Origin of the sequence: Limosilactobacillus sp., from assembly GCF_040772465.1 — a bacterium.
In the GTDB taxonomy this organism is placed as follows: Bacteria; Bacillota; Bacilli; order Lactobacillales; family Lactobacillaceae; genus Limosilactobacillus.
In genome coordinates this window covers 343,152-359,540 of the sequence record NZ_JAXGYB010000001.1, presented here as the reverse complement: position 1 = coordinate 359,540, position 16,389 = coordinate 343,152, and the positions used below count along the sequence as shown (strand labels likewise).

Here is a 16,389-nt window from a genome sequence, read left to right as displayed (position 1 = left end):
CGATTACAATAGCTTATCATTGAGGTGGATGTTGCTTTAAATTTGGAAAGGACTCCTCAATATGACAGATTATGATGAAAAGCTGAGCGAAGTTATCCAAAACAACCGTAATCTTTTCCACAGCATCGGTGACGTTGGCAAGGGATTCTCCGAAGTCCACAAGCACGCCACCGAAGCCGGCGCCCTCGACACTAAGACAAAGTTGCTGGAAGCCTTGGCCATTGCCATTGCGATTCGCTGTGATGGCTGCATTGTTCAACACACTAAGGGTGCCATTAAGGCCGGCGCTACCCGCCAAGAGATCATCGAAACCATCGATGTCGCCATCATGATGGGTGGCGGCCCTTCAACTGTCTACGGTGGCCGGGCACTGGCTTGTGCAGATCAGTATTTGAAGGAAGAAGAAGCTAAGAAATAGCCGCAAAAAATAATCCTCGAACATGCCGAATCGGGAAGTTCGAGGATTTTGTCATCTAAAGCAATTGAATCATACGCTCACTGCGTTTATTTTAATGATCTAGTCAAAGCTATTCTTTTACCGCCGACGTAAACGTCACTATGGTTAATACCACAGTACCAATACCAATTAAACTAATTGCGAGAACTGGTTTTATAAATGACAAGATAATGGAGACAATGTACAGACCGTACAATACGCTTCTGTAAACGAGTCTTGTCGATTCATCAGGCTGAGCATGCGGATTATCATGAATAATTTGGACATCTAGCAGGTGAAACGTGATACTCCATAGCAGCAAAACAAAGGAATACAAAAACTCTGGCGCAAAACTATTAGGATCACTACCAACCCAAGCAGTCGTAAATGGAATCAGAGTGACAATAAATAGCCAAAAACCATTGACCAAGAAAATTCGTGGGGTAATATGTTTAGCTTTCTCAAATAAATTATGGTGATTATACCAAACAGTATAAATTAGGAAGAAACTAATGATGTAAGCAATAAAGGTGCTTCTTTCGTCCCAAAAACTGGCAAAAGTACTGAATTTAGGTACATGTAGCTCCAATACCATGATTGTAGCGGCAATAGCTACAATTGCATCTGTGAATGCTGCTAATCTTTCTTTATTCATGATGGCCTCACTTCTATAATTGCTGATAATTTATATCATTATATCGTGTCTTTGAAAGAAATACTAAAAAAGCGGGAGCCGACATTTCCATGCCAGCTCTCGCTTTTATTTAGATCACCGGGCTCTTACTTGAGTGGTGTTGCACTTCCTATTTAATTCCCCTGCTTCAACACAATGTCACTCGGCTTAACTTCCTTACCGAAGTATGGCTTCAGTTGACTGTTGTAGTCCTTGGTGAAGAAACTCTGCTTGTTCAGCTTCGTGATTTCCTTGTTAGACCAGTTCAGCAGTGAAGAGTTGCCCTTCTTAACAGCTGGAGCGATGTATTGGTGAGGGCCAACACTCTTGATGGCAACCGTGTACTTCGGGTTCTTCTTAGTCCAAGCGTACAGGTAAGAGTTGTCGTCAGCCAAGGCAGCGGCACGACCGTTCTTCAGAGCGTTAAACTGTTGAGTCTTGGAGTCGAACTTCATCAGGGAAGCACCATGGCTGTGGCTAGTGAAGTAGTTTTCAGCAGTGGTCCCCTTGTTGACGATCAGCTTCTTACCACGCAGTTGGTCAACACTGGAAACCTTCTTGTTCTTTGGTGAAACAACACCAACAGAAACCTTCATGTAAGGCTTAGCAAAGCTGATAACCTGCTTCCGTTGTGGGGTCACCGTGAAGTTAGCCAGCACGATGTCAGCCTTATTAGAGTTCAAAGTGTCAACACGGTTGTTGGCATTAACTTGAACGAACTTTGGCTTAACGCCGAGGTCCTTGGCCATCCGACGAGCCAGAGTAACGTCATAACCAACCCGCTTACCATTCTTGTTAACCCAGCCGTATGGCGGCAGGTCACCAAAGACAGCGACACGCAGTTGGCCACGCTTCTTGATGGCACTGACTGAACTAGTGTTACTTGCGGCGTTAGCTTGACTTGGCTTCACGAAATTAGTACCAGCAGCCAGAGCAGCAACACTCGCAACCGTCAAAGCACCAGCGACAATCTTCTTCCAATTGATCTTAAACTTCATATTCTCAATCTCCTTTATTAAAAATCCATACTGTTCAAAAAGTCTGCAGCACGTTGGGTTTGCGGTTGCTTAAAGAACTGCTTGCCTGGCGTTTGCTCAAGAATCTTCCCGTTCTCCAAGAAGAGAACTCGATCAGCAATCTGTTCAACGAAGTTCATTTCGTGGCTAACGATGATCATCGTCATATCTTCTTCATCAGACAGCCGCTTGATGATCTCCAGAACTCCCCGGACCATTTCAGGGTCCAAAGAAGCCGTCACTTCGTCAAATAACATCAGTTCAGGGTGCATCGCCAATGAGCGAACAATCGCAATCCGCTGTTTCTGCCCACCGGACAATTCCCGTGGGTAGGAATCAGCATGGTCGGCCAGTTCCACTCGCTTCAGCAATGCCAATGCTTCTTTTTTCACATCGTCCGGGTTACGTTTCTGAACCTTGGTCGGTGCCAACATGATGTTTTGCAGAACCGTTAAGTTCGGGAAAAGATCATAACTCTGGAAAACCATCCCGATCTTTTGGCGAATCGCTAACCATGATTTATGGCTCGGTTCAATGGCCTTGCCATGGAAATAAATGGTGCCGCTCTTGTAAGGCTCCAGACCGTTGAGAGTCCGGATCAGCGTACTTTTCCCGGAACCAGATGGGCCCAGCAGAGCAACAACTTCACCCTTCTTGACGCTGAAGTTAATGTCGTGAAGGGCTTGCCAATCGCCATAAAACTTATTTAAATGTTCAACTTTTAAAATATCTTCCGCCATGGTACACCTCCCAATTATTGTTTCTGCCTTGCTTCCAAGTGTTTAGCCCACCGCGAAAGCGGGTAGTCGATGATGAAGTACAGAATGAAGATCAAACCGTAAACCCAGAACACGCCGGTTGGGTAGCTCTGGTTATTTGCTTCGATAATCTGCTGACCGATGTTAATCACATCCATGACACTGATCATCAGCAGCAGTGAAGTCGTCTTAATCACACGGGTTGCCAGGTTGATGGTTGCGGGCAGTTCCAGCTGCAACGCCTGTGGTAACAGGACGTAGCGGAACAACTGCCAATTGTTCAATCCCAAGGCCTCACCGGTTTCACGCTGGTGTTTCGGAACGGATTGCAGTGCCCCACGGACGATGTCGCTGAATTCCGCTGCTACCCAGAGAGTGAAGGCGAGAACAGCCATCCACGATGCCGGCCAGTTAATGTGAAACTGTCGCGGCAAGATGTAGTAGAACAGGAACAACAGCACGACCGTTGGGACGATCCGGAAGAATTGCAAATACAGCATCAGGATAAAACGAACTACGCGGTTACGCAGCGTTCGCAACATCCCAAAGATCGTCCCCAGTGCCAGGCCGAAGATCAATGACAAACCGGCGATCCAAACTGACGTCCAGAGGCCGCCCAGCAAGCGGGTGAAGTTAGTTCCTTCGATTAGAACGTTAATCCCCGAATGTCCCATAGCGCACCTTCCTTTCTAGCCAGTTCAGAATCAAAATCAACGGAATCAAGATGATTGCGTAAGCGATGACCAACACAAACAGGTATTCATTGGACCGGTAGTACATCCCGATCAGATCAAGAGCGGTGTTGGTCAATTCAGGAATTGCAATCACGGTAAAAATCGACGTTTCCTTAATCAGGAAAATGATGTTAGCCGCGAGAGCCGGCATGCTCAAGGAGAATCCCTGTGGCAGAATCACGTAGCGTGCTAACTGCCAATTGTTCATCCCCAGCGCCTGGCCATTATCGATTTGGCTTTTGCTGACGCCTTTGAATCCGCCAGTAAAGCCTTCCGCCATGTAGGCACCACCAAGAAAGATCAATCCGATGATCCCACAGGTTCGCGCCGACATCTTCATTCCCATCACCGGGAAAGCATAATATAAAAAGAATAGCTGAATTAGTAATGGAGTGTTACGAGCAACTTCAACGTAAATGTCAAAAATGCGACTAATCACTGGTACACGGAAATACTGCAGTAAACTGCTAATCAAGCCAACGATAATTGCCCCGATGATACCCACAAGGGAGAGCCAGAGTGTTAACTGGAAACCCTTGGCAAACTCAGGCAAACTCTGTTGGATAATGGCCCAGCTCATTGATCAAACCTCCTTATTTTTCGGGTCTAAAGAACACAAAAAACCTGCGACTTCATCCAGAAATCGCAGGTCCTGTCCTCTCAGAAGTAGATTCCCTCCAAGAAAAATTTACCAGTACGAATTACTGAATTTTCGCCATAGCAAAAAACATGTTACAGTCGCTGCAACAAGTAACACATTGTTCTGCTACCATGGTGAAACTCAGCATTATTCGTACTCCCTCCTTGATTGATTAATTGTATTCTAATATTCCTTTAATCCCTTGTCAATAGAAATTTGCTAACTTTTTGTTAGTTAAACTGAATTAATTGCATTGCCCATTATGTATGGCAGTCATAGTAGGAACTTCTCCTGAACATCTCGACTACAAAATTGGTGATAGCAGGCGGCTTGCGCTCTGTTTGAAGCGCAGCCAAGGGTTCATATTGGCAAACATCTCCGGGGTAATGACGTGGCTGCTGCGGATGTCATTGACAAAGATCCGCTCCAAGCGGTCGATGACGTCCCGATCGTAGATGAAGGTGTTAGCCTCGAAATTCAGTTTGTAGCTTCGCACGTCCATGTTGGCCGAACCAACCGAACCCATTTTGCCGTCGACTACAATCGTCTTGGCGTGCATAAAGCCAGCCTGATAGAAGTAAATGGTGACTCCATCATCCGCCAGCTGGTGGGCATAGTACTGGGTAGCCCGGTAAACAAAGGGGTGATCCGGCATGTGCGGTACCATGATTCGCACGTCAATACCGGACTTGGCCGCAATTCGCAGCGCATCTAACACGGAATCGTCAGGAATCAGGTATGGGGTCTGAATCCAAATATGATCCTGGGCCGCGTTGATCAACCGCAGGTAACCAAGTTTGATCTGCTGAAGCTGAGAATCTGGCCCGCTGGCCACGATCTGCAAAGCCGCATCCCCTTCCGTATCGGGTACAGTGATCTCCGGGAAGTATGGCCGGTAATGATCAATCCGGTTCTTACGGTTGGCCGCTGATGCGTTCCAATCACGAATAAATTGCTGCTGGAGGGAATAAACCGCTCCACCGATGATTTTCAGATGGGTGTCACGCCATGGGCCAAATTTTTCTTTTCGCCCGAGATACTGGTCACCGATGTTGAAACCACCGATATAACCCTGTTGCCCATCGATCGTCACGATTTTTCGGTGGTCACGGTAGTTCAGCCGGAAGTCGAAGAGGTTGCTCCGCGTCATCAGGAAAGGCGCCGCCTGACCGCCCAGTTCGCGCAAGTGGTCGTAAAAGCTCGGCTTAACGCCCATCGAACCCCAGGAATCGTACAACACCCGAACCTCGACTCCTTCAGCTGCCTTTTGTTCCAACAAGGTCCGCAGTTTGTTGCCAATCCGGTCGTTGTAGATACTGTAAAACTCGATATGAATGCTGTCCTTAGCCGCAGCAATGTCGTCAAACATCTGATCAAAGAGCTGATGTCCATCCGTATAAATCTTGACGCGGTTATGCTGACTGACGAAGGAGTCGGCGACATTTTGAAAGAGCATGATGGTGCGCCGGTAAACCCGCATCGTGTCTTCTTCTGGACGCTTCATTGCTAGGAAACGTCGCTTTTGCGCCTTCAGGGCCTCGCTCATCTCGACCTGCGTTTCGGTTTGGATTCGTTCCATCTTGTGGTGCGACAGTTTTCGTCCAAGAAAGGCGTAGATGATGAAACCAATTACGGGCAAAAAAGTGAGGACTAACAGCCAAGCCCACGTCGCAGCAATGTCCCGCTTTTCCCGGAAGACGGTGAAAAACGCAATTAATTCATTGACGATAATCACTGTCAAGAGAGTATATTCAATTACTTCCCAGGTAAGCTCCATCTGCTCCTCCCCCATGTTTACTTATTATTCTTTAATTCTAACGCAAGTGACTAACTTTCACTAAGCGTGATAATCAGAAAATCGTTATAATGTAACTATAATTATCGCAAAGGAATGATTTCACATGCTCAATTTCTTACCGCTCGGCATCGGTCAAGTTCGTCTTTTCCACATGCTCTTTAACCGCAATCCCGTTGCCGCCATCATCCTGCTGGTTCTGATTGTTCTGGCCGCCTACCTCTACCAAAACCGGCGCTAAGGGGGCGCAGCTATGCAATCTTACGACCCAGACGCTGACGTCGGCGACTATCTGAAGGTCTTTGCCCTTTCAACGGTGATTCTCCAAAACGTCCTGGTGTTGGGCATCAGCGTCACCCCATCGATCAACTACCAAAACGGCATCGGTTTTGCCTACGATGCCATCAAATTTTCGGCGCCCGCCTTCATCTTTGGTATTCTTTACTCGACGATCCGGACGACCATTAACACCAATATCGGCTACCGCCGTTACATGCATAATTGCTGGGGGCTGCTCTTCGTACCCAGTATCTGGTGGGCGCTGATCTACCTAACCATCATGCCCAATCTGCAACAGGTTCAACACTATCACAACGCGTTGACATTTTGTTGGCAATTCATCAACGGTAACGCAGCACCCCACCTGTGGTACAACGTCATGATGCTGCAATTCATCATCTTAACACCCATTTTCTGGATGATCGGTCACTGGTGTGATCACCATCCCCGGCGAGCCTGGTTTATCATCGCCATTACACTGGCGTTTGAATTGCTCTGGCTATTGATGTACGACACCCTGGTTTTTCACGGTCCCTATTCCAAACAATGGTACTTGTTGGACCGGGTTTTCCTGAGTTTTCTTATCTATGGTGTTTTGGGGACACTCGCTTGGCAATATCACGAAAACGTCTTCCGCGCCCTCAAGAAATACTGGTGGGTACTGATCATCCTCTTCATCATCACTTTTGCCTGGAACAACCGCCAGCTATTCAGCTATGGTCATCCCCTCGTCCTTGCCAATGCGCCTTACTACAAACCGATGATGCTGTTCTATGACCTGGTCGTCATCGGCCTGATCTTCGTTTTCGCACGCTGGCAAATCGATCGTCACAGCTCGGCGACGCACTTCTTTCATCTCTTCGCCACCTTTGCTCACCGGGCCTTTCTCAGCAGCAGTTTCTGGATGGCGATCGTTTGGTGGTCCTTCGGTAAGACCTTTACCGCTGAACACCACGTCTGGGGCATTCTGATTGTCTACCTCTTAACCTGGTTGATGTCCTTTGCATCTGCCTTTGGCAACCACGCCGTCTGGCATACCATTAGGCCAAAACTTGTTCAATTAATTAAGAGATAATACAGCAAAGCTGTCGAACTTTTTTGCTCGACGGCTTTTTGTTTCGCTAATTTTCTTTTTCCCGTTTTTCCTTGATGTAAAGTTGCCACAGCGAATCGGGGTTGTTAATTTCATCCTTAATGAATTCAATGAAGGTTTGTGTTGACTGTGACAAAGTGTAATTCTTTCGCCATGCCATGGCGTGTTTGATCACGGTTGTCGTATCAATCGGAATTGAAACAATATCATCATCCGGTCGGTTGGAGAAGGCTCCGCTCGCACAGATGGCATAGCCAATTCCTGCCTTAACCAGGAACAGTGAATTGCTCAGCAGGTTTTGTGAGCTGACGATATGCAATTCAGAATCCGGTGTTTTGGCCCAAGCCAAGATCTCGCTTTGGATAATATTACGTGATGGAATGATTAGTGGCAACTTACGAAGAGCTTCCAACGAAATTTTGGTCTGCTTGGCAATCGGATCGTCTTTAGGTACTAATAGACACCAGCGATCCTCTACTGGCAGATCAACGGAATTATACTTGGCTAATTCCACCGGCGTCAGCAAGAACCCCAGGTCAACAGTACCCCGGTCCAGCTTTTCGCGAATGTCATCTCCATCGGCATCATACATTGAAAAGCGGACGTGGGGGTACTTACTATGGAAACTAGCAATCATCGTCCCGAGAAAGTTGGTGACGGTCGATTCAACACAGCCAATCGATACCACCCCGCTTAAGCCTTGCTGATCACTGACGTCCTGCTCCGCCTTGGCGATCAGCTGGACGATTTGCTGAGCCCTCTTCTGAAAAATGATTCCTGAGTTTGTCAGGGTCATTTTTTTATTATCACGGTTAAAAAGTTTCGTCCCTAAGGAATCTTCAAGTGTCTTGATCTGTCGGCTCAGGGTCGGCTGGGTAATGTGCAATTGCTCCGCTGCCTTGGACATGTTGTTGAGTTGAGCGATTTTTAGGAAGTAATTTAGGACACGTGTTTCCATCTTTTTCACCTCACTTTAATTATACACGCTTAATGTATTTTGAGTATCGTTTTTAATTAAATATAGATATTTTACATCGCTATGAACCAGCCATATACTAAAAACATCGACAAATGAGATGGCTTATATCAAAGTGAAGAGTCACATAGCTTAATCCCTATTCCATGAAACTCAGCATTATCAAGCTAAGACTTTTCTATGAATAGCCATTTTATCTGAAGAACAACTCAGTACTTCATTGGAGGACAACATCAATGGCATGGACTAATAGTGAAATTGATCAATTCAATTTAGCTCAGGCCATTCAAAACAGACCTTTAGATAACGATTGCAGCACTTTTCTGGAAGACTCACCCACTTGGGTGGTGGCAGTTGCAGATAAAATCTTTATCCGCGCTGCTCAAGGAAAAGGAGCTAAGTGGTATCAAAAAGGGATTAAGAATGGCGGCGTAATTGAATTGCATAGCCACAATTATCCTGTGAAATACATTCCGGTAACCAATTCTGAAACCATTGAACAAGTCAGCAAGCAGTACTTGCACAAATATCACTGGCAATTGCCGGTGGAATTAATGGTTTCCAACAAGGCAGCTGACGCCACCTTGGAATTAGTTAAAAGCGAATCAACTAGGAGGTAAGAAAATGAACTTACGAATGACCGATCAAGCAGGACACCAAGTAACGATTGCACTGAATGACAGCAATGCAGCCAAGGATTTGGTTCAGCAAAAACCGAGTCAAGTGCGGATTGAAAATTACAGTAACGACGAAAAGACTTTTTACCCAGATAAGAAGCTCGATTTGGGCAACACCCCACGGGCTAACGCTGTTGTTGGTACGCTGGGCTACTTCGCTCCTTGGGGCGACGTTTGCCTCTTCTATCGTGACTTTGGCCCTGCTGGTGGTTTGTATGACTTAGGAATGGCAACCGAAGGCAAGGAACAAATCAGTCTTCTCAGCGGTACTACTCAGTTAGAATTCTTCGAATAGGAGCGTGTTGCCATGTCAAGGCCACATATTAACTTATATATTTCCACTTCACCAAACGGACAAATCACTGGTAAATATGGTACAAAGCAGTCGAAAAAAGTGTTCAAAAGCCTAGGATTTAGTGACGACCCCAATGTTGGTTTTAACTTTGACGGGTGGATTTACGGACGTAATACGGCCACATGGTTTTCTAAAAATAAAAAGCCTGACCTCAATCAGGCCGCAACTGTTCCTGATGGTGACTACGTTATCAACCAGGGAAAGGAGCGCTACTACATCTCCATCGACCGTCATGGCAATGTCGGCTGGCCGACTAACACAGCCAAATACGGGAAACAGACTGCTTCCATCATCGAAATTATCACCGAACAAGTAACGCCGGCTTACCGCGATTTCTTGCGGCGGCGAAACATTCCTTACCTAATCTGTGGCAAAGAAAATATCGATTTTAAGCTGATGCTCGATAAATTAAGTAAGAATTACCATCTTAAGAACTTAATGCTCGGTGGTGGTGGAATCCTCAACTGGACTTTTCTCGACCAAGGATTGATTGACGAGATCAACCTGGTCATTGCTCCAGGCACTGACGGCAACCCTGACACAGCCCGTCTCTTCAACAGTCAATTCAGTAATAACCCCCACCAGATCGACTTTAAGCTATTGGATGTAAAAGTCATGTCTGGTGACACACTGTGGGTTCGCTACAAGCCTATTCACCCAACCCCAAAGGAGGAAAAATAATGAGTGTAAAAGATAAAGTTGTTGTTATTACCGGTGCTTCAAGTGGGATTGGCGAAGCAACTGCCCGTCAATTAGCTAAAGATGGTGCTAAGTTACTGCTGATCGCACGCCACGAAGAAGTATTAAAACAAATTCAATCAGACTTCGCTGACGGTCAGATTATGACCGCAGCTGTTGACGTCACCGACTTCGATGGTCTGAAAGATGCCATCAAACAAGCTAACGACCAATTTGGCCGCATCGACGTCTTATTCAACAACGCCGGGATCATGCCTTTGAGTCCACTGAGTGCTGGCAAGCGTGACGACTGGCAACGGACCGTTAACGTCAACATCATGGGCGTTCTTAACGGAATCGACGCCGTTCTGCCTTACATGCACCAGCAAGGCTCTGGCCATATTCTGGCTACCAGCTCAACTGCTGGCCACAAGGTCTTCCCAACTTTTGCCGTTTACAGTGGCACCAAGTTTGCTGTCCGGGCAATTATGGACGGCTTGCGTCAAGAAGAAGCCGCTAACCACATCAAGTCAACGGTTATCACACCAGGAACTGTCACTACTAACCTGTACAAGACAATTCCTGGTAAGGAAGCACAAGCTGCTGAAGCTAGTCTGCATGACAATCCAAACCGCTCACTGCGTGCGGATGACGTCGCTCTTCAAGTGGTTCGGGCAATTGATACTCCCGCTAACGTTTCCATCAGCGAAGTTAACATTCGCCCAATTGAACAAGAAGCTTAATGATATTTAGTGACTAAAATTCTCCCTTTATTTAGTCACCATCCCCAAACCCCTATATTCCAATTCAAAATTCATTTACATGGTATGTTCCTGGTTCCCCGCCAGGGACATATTTTTTTTTGCAAAAAATATTGGTCTATTTTGATGTCAGTGTTGATACTCTTACTTGTATAAGGGATTGAGATAAATCAAATCTAAGAATTTATTTTTGGTATATTTGGAAACGCTACCATCTGATAAAGGGCTCAATCCCAGGCGCGTCAAGGGTTTACAAGCTTGTGAGGCGTTGATCTATCAATAATGGAAGCGCTTTACAAGTATATGACAACCGGTTATCATAAGCACCGTAAAGAGATAATAAATATTTGAAAAGCAATTATTCCACTTACAGTTGGAGGCAATTCATATGGAAAAAAGTAATACATTAGCAACTAAACTTGCGTTCCTCTCCGCCTCATTCATGGTTACGAGTGCCTACGCAATTCAAAGTGCTTTACCACAAATCAAAAATGCTTTGAACGTTACCCAACCACAAGTTGAGTACCTGGTAACGACTCCATCATTTGCCGTTATGTTCTTCGTTGTCTTATCACCACTGTTGCAAGACTGGTTCCACATTTCAGACAAGCACATCATCATGGCTGGTATTTGCCTGGTCGGGATTGCCGGTTTGGTTCCAGCATTTGTCACTAACTACTGGGCAATCTTAGTTTCCCGGTTAGTCCTTGGTGCCGGTTATGGTCTATATAACTCACAAGCCATTTCACTGATTTCTGTTTGGTACAAGGGTCATGAGCGGACTAGCATGCAAGGTTGGCGTTCAGCCTTCGAACAAATTGGGAATGCCTGCACGTTGACAATTTCCAGTTTGCTGCTGATCTACGCCGGCTGGCACGCAGCCTTCCTGGTTTACGGCTTGGCATTCGCTGTCATGGCATTCTTCGCATGGAGAGTTCCAAACGACACCCACAGTACTTCTGATGATGACTCAGAAAGCTCTGACAATGACACTAACAGTCAAACGATTTCACCAATTACTAATAAGCCTGTAACGAAGATCAGTCCACTGGTTATCGGTATCCTCTTCTTCGTTCTGCTGATCAAGATGGACTTCATCGGTATGGAAAACCGGTTCCCTGGCCTGGCTGTCGCAATCAAGGGTGCTAAGTTCGACGGCACTGGTACTTACCTGTCACTGATGCTGATCGGTGCTACCCTCGGTGGTGCTACTTACGGTATTCTGCAAAAGCACTTCGGCTACATTGGTACGATGTACATCGGTTTGGTTCTGCTGGCAATCGCTAACTTCCTGTTTGGTTTCGGTGGCAACAACTTCGTAGTCATCGCCGCTGGTATCCTGCTCGTTGGTTACCCAATGCAAGTTCTGACCCCATTGATCTTCAACATCCTGCCATTCATGGCACCAATGAAGTTGCAAACGAAGTTAACTTCATTCATTCTGATCGGTTTCAACTTCGGTGCATTCTTCTCACCAACTGCTGATGAATTGTTCAACCGCATCTTAGGCCAGAAGTTAAGCGGTCTGGGTCTGGCAGCACCATTCCGTATCTACGGTGTTATGATGCTGGTCATCGCTGGTTTGATCTTTCTTGGCAAGCACTTATACGCACTCAAAAGCGTAAGCCAATCTGCTCGCAACTCAATTAACACGATCACGGCTAACAAGTCAGTTGCTACTCGGATTCCTGCTCAGGAACACGCTAACATTAACCACTAATTTTTAGCCAATAATTGTAAGCGGATTCAAATTAATACCAATCTAAAAGCGGGTCCTCAGGGATGGGGGCTCGTTTTTTTGGTGTCTATACTATAATTAATTTAGATTCAATTGCTTCTTAATATCTTTCTTTGAAACGGTTTTGCCGTGATTGTCACGGATGTTTTTGAATCTAAGTAGTCTAGTTTATCTTCTTAATATATCAAGTATGTCATTATTGATTAGTGACTCATCACCCAATTTAGCTTTTAGAGAAATCATGTGTAAGAAAGCACCTCGCAATCGAATAATTATTGACCACCCTTATTTTAAATATAAATAGCTAGTGTTAGTATCAGCTATACAGTTTTTCTCGACCCACAAGGAGGACAATATGCACATCTTTCAAGCAAAACATGTAACCTTCAATAAAAATCATCCGGGCTTACGCAGAGGAAGAGGGTGTCATTCCAAACACTGCCAAGACGTTTGATAACACTGATGATGCCATGAAGGAACTGTTTAATGCTCATCCTCAAGATAATAATTGATTATTTCTATAGATTTCAAAGGGCCCCAGCGTTCGGATTAACCGAATGTTGGAGCCCATTGTTGTGCTCAGTTATTCTAGATAGAAAATTCTATCTTAAAACTTCTAAGTTATTCTTCATTTCAATACATTAAGCAATCCAATGGCCACTACCATCGAAGTTGTAGTTGCGACCATTAATATTCTGTGAGCCGGTCACCATAGCACCGGAACCACTTAAGTAGTACCACTGGCCATTAAGATAAATCCAGCCAGTAGCCATTGCACCAGAACCGGTGAGATAGTACCAAGAACCGTTGATCCATTGCCAGCCTGTCAGCATTGCACCAGAACCATTCATGTAATACCAACGGTTGTTGATGTATTGCCAACCAGTGGTCATGGCACCGGAACCGTTCAGGTAGTACCAGCGACCATTAATCCATTGCCAACCTGTCAGCATTGCGCCAGAGCCATTCATATAATACCAACGGTTGTTAATGTATTGCCAACCAGTGGTCATGGCACCGGAACCATTCAGGTAGTACCAAGTGTTGCCGACTAATTGCCAGCCAGTTTGCATCCAGGCGTTCGTTGGGTCCATGTAGTACCATTGTCCATTAATGTACTGCCAACCAGTTTCAGCAGCACCATTCTGGCCAAAGTAATACCAGCGGTTATTCAAACGCTGCCAGCCTGTCAATGCCCAAGTATTGTTGGTATCAAAGAAGTACCAAGATCCGTTAATGTGTTGCCATCCTTTAACAGCCCAGGCGTTATTAGGGTCAAAGTAGTAGGTACGACCATTGATCATCCGCAGACCACTAGCAGCCTTGCCATTTTGGTCGAAGTAATACCAGTTGCCGGCACCAGTACGGAACCAACCGGTCTGCGCCCAGACATTAGATGGATCGAAGTAGTACCAGGATCCGTTAACGTGCTGCCAACCCTTCAGAGCCCAAGTATTGTTGGCATCGAAGTAATAAGTGCGACCATTGATTGTTTGTAAACCACTAGCAGCTTGACCATTATTGTCAAAGTAGTACCAGTTGTTGTTGTACATCTGCCAACCGGTTTGAGGATTGTTGTTGACGTAGTAGTACCAATGACCGTCTGTCTTTTGCCAACCATTAGCAACATGGGTTGGTGCAACTTGCTTATAGGTGACATTAACAGTTAGATTGTCATCATTGAGACTAACTGCTTTAGATGCAACAGTTTGCGACAACTGTCCATCAACATATGATTCATATCCAGCAATTTGTGGAACATTGTATGCTGGCCAGTTATTGCTGCTCTCACCGTCAAGCGTCCAGTTACCATACGTCTTCGTACCATCTGCGCTAGTAGTAACATCCCGGACATATGTAACAGTTTGAGTTTGACTGCTCTTTTGTCCATTTAGATTAGTAATCTGGATGGTCCGGGTGATGGCTTTGTGTTCTTGGCTCTTAATCGGTTGTTTCTGGTAGGTTACTTGGATCGTCACATCTTTGCTATTATCTGCAACATCTTGGAACGAAATTGTGGTAGCCTTTTGCCCATTGACGTAGGAGTCATAGCCAGCAATTTGTGGAATGTTGAACACTGGCCAATTCTTGTTGCTCTTGCTATCAAGTGTCCAGTTGCCATACGCCTTCGTACCATCCGCATTAGTAGTAACATCCCGAACAAACTGGACTGTCTGAGTTTGACTGCTCTTCTTTCCATTTTGATCGATGGTCTGAATAGTGCGGGTAACCGTCTTATATTCTTGACTCTTAACTGGCTGCTTTTGATAGGTCACTGCTACCGTGACGTCTTTGCTTGCATCCGTAACCGCCTGAGAGTCGATAGAAGTGACTTTTTGACCATTAACGTAGGAGTCATAGCCAGCGATTTGTGGGATAGCATAAGTTGGCCAATCTTTGTTACTCTTGCTGTCAAGGGTCCAGTCACCATATATCTTCGTACCATCTGCATTAGTAGTAACATCTCGTACAAATGTAACAAATTGAGGTTGAATACCCTTTTGACCATCTGGATTTGTAATCTGAATTGTCCGAGTAATAACTCTTTGTTCCTGGCTCTTAACTGGCTGTTTTTGGTAAGTAACTTCCACCGTCACATCATTACTTGCTTCAGTAACTGCCTGGGAGTCGATAGAAGTAGCCTTTTGACCATTGACGCAGGAGTCATAGCCAGCGATTTGTGGGACAGCATAGGTTGGCCAATTAGCAGCATTATTCTCGGCAAGTTTCCAAGCACTTTGAACCTGACTGCCATCTTCATAAGTGCTAATAGTTCTGACATAATCAACACTCTGAGTATCCGTTTGTGTTTTATTATCGGGAGTCTTGATATTAATTGTTCTTCTTACAATTTTGTGTTGTTGCTCAGTTTTAGTAACTGACATTTTTCTGTAAGTTACACTGCCACTAAAAGTAGCTCCAAATGAAGCAGAGTTTTTAATCTCTTGATAGGTTATAGTATTAACAACCTTTGCGGGTTGATCATTATAGTAAGACATATAACCAGTTATTTGTGGAATTTTATAAGCTGGTATAGAACCGTCAGAACCTGCTTCAGGAACCCAGGGACCAAAGCCAACTAATTCACCTGTAGCCGTATTGATAGCTATCCATCTATTAAATTTCACTCTCTGCATTTGTACTGGAAAAGTACTAGGATGTGGTGATGAAATAGAGATTATCCTAACAGCCGTATTAAAACTATATTGACAATAAGGCTCACTGTCACTGTCAAAATAGTAATAAGTTACTAAATTAGGGTTCTTTGGATCTTTTACAAAAACATCATGACCAATGCTCCCATCCCCATTATGAGAGATTACATCGGTATAACCATTGTTGGGATCTTCCTGACTACCTGATTGCGCAGCAGATGAATTATTTGCTGATGAAGCTGCACTCGAAGATGCACTGCTATTAGCAGAACTAGTTGCACTTGATGCAGATGACGAGTTAGCTGATGTAGCCGTGCTACTGTTAGCAGAGCTAGTCGCACTAGACGCAGACGATGAACCAGCGGATGAAGCCACGCTGCTATTAGCAGAGCTGGTAGCACTCGATGCAATCGACGAACTAGCACTTGCCGCTGAAGACGGTGCCGAAGACTGTACTGCACCACTCTGCTGACTCTGCACAACCGGAGTTTGTGTGCTGGCATGTGCCATTAGCGGGGTGCCCCCACCCGCTAAAATGGCACCTGCAGCAACCGTTGTAATTCCAGCGATAAGCCACTTAGTGCCAGCTTTGTACATCTTAAAATGAGTTTTGCTCATTGATTAC

Annotated in this window: 16 protein-coding genes; 8 read left to right on the top strand and 8 right to left on the bottom strand. The window is 45.3% G+C overall.

What is annotated here, in order from left to right; all coding sequences use genetic code 11:
- Positions 1-61: 61 nt before the first annotated feature.
- A complete protein-coding gene (locus AB3114_RS01525; protein WP_367341498.1) occupies positions 62-418 on the top strand; it encodes a carboxymuconolactone decarboxylase family protein in 357 nt (118 codons plus the stop codon).
- A 109-nt stretch (positions 419-527) separates the two neighbouring features.
- Here the strand turns inward: AB3114_RS01525 and AB3114_RS01520 are convergent, their stop codons facing one another.
- The 6 genes from AB3114_RS01520 to cls all read right to left on the bottom strand — a co-directional run bounded on the left by AB3114_RS01520 (position 528) and on the right by cls (position 6,034).
- Positions 528-1,091: a TMEM175 family protein gene (locus tag AB3114_RS01520; RefSeq protein ID WP_367341497.1), complete on the bottom strand. Its 564-nt coding sequence runs from the start codon at positions 1,089-1,091 to the stop codon at positions 528-530.
- Between the two features lie 152 nt (positions 1,092-1,243).
- A complete protein-coding gene (locus AB3114_RS01515) occupies positions 1,244-2,107 on the bottom strand; it encodes a transporter substrate-binding domain-containing protein (protein WP_367341496.1) in 864 nt (287 codons plus the stop codon).
- Positions 2,108-2,124: 17 nt separating this feature from the next.
- On the bottom strand, positions 2,125-2,865 hold the full coding sequence (locus AB3114_RS01510; protein ID WP_367341495.1) for an amino acid ABC transporter ATP-binding protein: 741 nt from the start codon (positions 2,863-2,865) through the stop codon (positions 2,125-2,127).
- A 14-nt stretch (positions 2,866-2,879) separates the two neighbouring features.
- Positions 2,880-3,557, bottom strand: a complete 678-nt coding sequence (locus AB3114_RS01505) for an amino acid ABC transporter permease (protein WP_367341494.1) — start codon at positions 3,555-3,557, stop codon at positions 2,880-2,882.
- On the bottom strand, positions 3,538-4,197 hold the full coding sequence (locus AB3114_RS01500; RefSeq protein ID WP_367341493.1) for an amino acid ABC transporter permease: 660 nt from the start codon (positions 4,195-4,197) through the stop codon (positions 3,538-3,540). Before AB3114_RS01500 ends, AB3114_RS01505 begins: the two co-directional genes overlap by 20 nt.
- Before the next feature lie 364 nt (positions 4,198-4,561).
- Positions 4,562-6,034: a cardiolipin synthase gene (cls, locus tag AB3114_RS01495; protein WP_367341492.1), complete on the bottom strand. Its 1,473-nt coding sequence runs from the start codon at positions 6,032-6,034 to the stop codon at positions 4,562-4,564.
- Between the two features lie 124 nt (positions 6,035-6,158).
- On the opposite strand from cls, the gene AB3114_RS01490 reads away from it, so the two are divergent.
- Together AB3114_RS01490 and AB3114_RS01485 are read left to right on the top strand one after the other, a co-directional pair.
- Positions 6,159-6,293: a hypothetical protein gene (locus AB3114_RS01490; RefSeq protein WP_367341491.1), complete on the top strand. Its 135-nt coding sequence runs from the start codon at positions 6,159-6,161 to the stop codon at positions 6,291-6,293.
- Between the two features lie 12 nt (positions 6,294-6,305).
- Positions 6,306-7,406: an acyltransferase gene (locus AB3114_RS01485; RefSeq protein WP_367341490.1), complete on the top strand. Its 1,101-nt coding sequence runs from the start codon at positions 6,306-6,308 to the stop codon at positions 7,404-7,406.
- A gap of 46 nt (positions 7,407-7,452) precedes the next feature.
- Here the strand turns inward: AB3114_RS01485 and AB3114_RS01480 are convergent, their stop codons facing one another.
- A complete protein-coding gene (locus AB3114_RS01480) occupies positions 7,453-8,382 on the bottom strand; it encodes a LysR family transcriptional regulator (protein ID WP_367341489.1) in 930 nt (309 codons plus the stop codon).
- A gap of 254 nt (positions 8,383-8,636) precedes the next feature.
- Between AB3114_RS01480 and AB3114_RS01475 the strand changes: the two genes are divergently transcribed.
- The 5 genes from AB3114_RS01475 to AB3114_RS01455 all read left to right on the top strand — a co-directional run bounded on the left by AB3114_RS01475 (position 8,637) and on the right by AB3114_RS01455 (position 12,591).
- Positions 8,637-9,020: a DUF2255 family protein gene (locus tag AB3114_RS01475; protein WP_367341488.1), complete on the top strand. Its 384-nt coding sequence runs from the start codon at positions 8,637-8,639 to the stop codon at positions 9,018-9,020.
- Between the two features lie 4 nt (positions 9,021-9,024).
- Positions 9,025-9,372: a cyclophilin-like fold protein gene (locus AB3114_RS01470; RefSeq protein WP_367341487.1), complete on the top strand. Its 348-nt coding sequence runs from the start codon at positions 9,025-9,027 to the stop codon at positions 9,370-9,372.
- Between the two features lie 12 nt (positions 9,373-9,384).
- Complete coding sequence (locus AB3114_RS01465) at positions 9,385-10,113, top strand: dihydrofolate reductase family protein (protein ID WP_367341486.1); 729 nt, start codon at positions 9,385-9,387, stop codon at positions 10,111-10,113.
- Entirely contained in the window at positions 10,113-10,853 is a 741-nt protein-coding gene (locus tag AB3114_RS01460) for an SDR family oxidoreductase (protein WP_367341485.1), read from the top strand. The genes AB3114_RS01465 and AB3114_RS01460 overlap by 1 nt, the downstream gene beginning before the upstream one ends.
- 406 nt (positions 10,854-11,259) lie before the next feature.
- Positions 11,260-12,591 (top strand): MFS transporter, encoded by a 1,332-nt coding sequence (locus AB3114_RS01455; RefSeq protein WP_367341484.1) that lies wholly within the window; start codon positions 11,260-11,262, stop codon positions 12,589-12,591.
- Positions 12,592-13,250: 659 nt separating this feature from the next.
- On the opposite strand, the gene AB3114_RS01450 is transcribed toward AB3114_RS01455, so the two are convergent.
- On the bottom strand, positions 13,251-16,382 hold the full coding sequence (locus AB3114_RS01450) for a KxYKxGKxW signal peptide domain-containing protein (protein WP_367341483.1): 3,132 nt from the start codon (positions 16,380-16,382) through the stop codon (positions 13,251-13,253).
- Between the last annotated feature and the right edge of the window lie 7 nt (positions 16,383-16,389).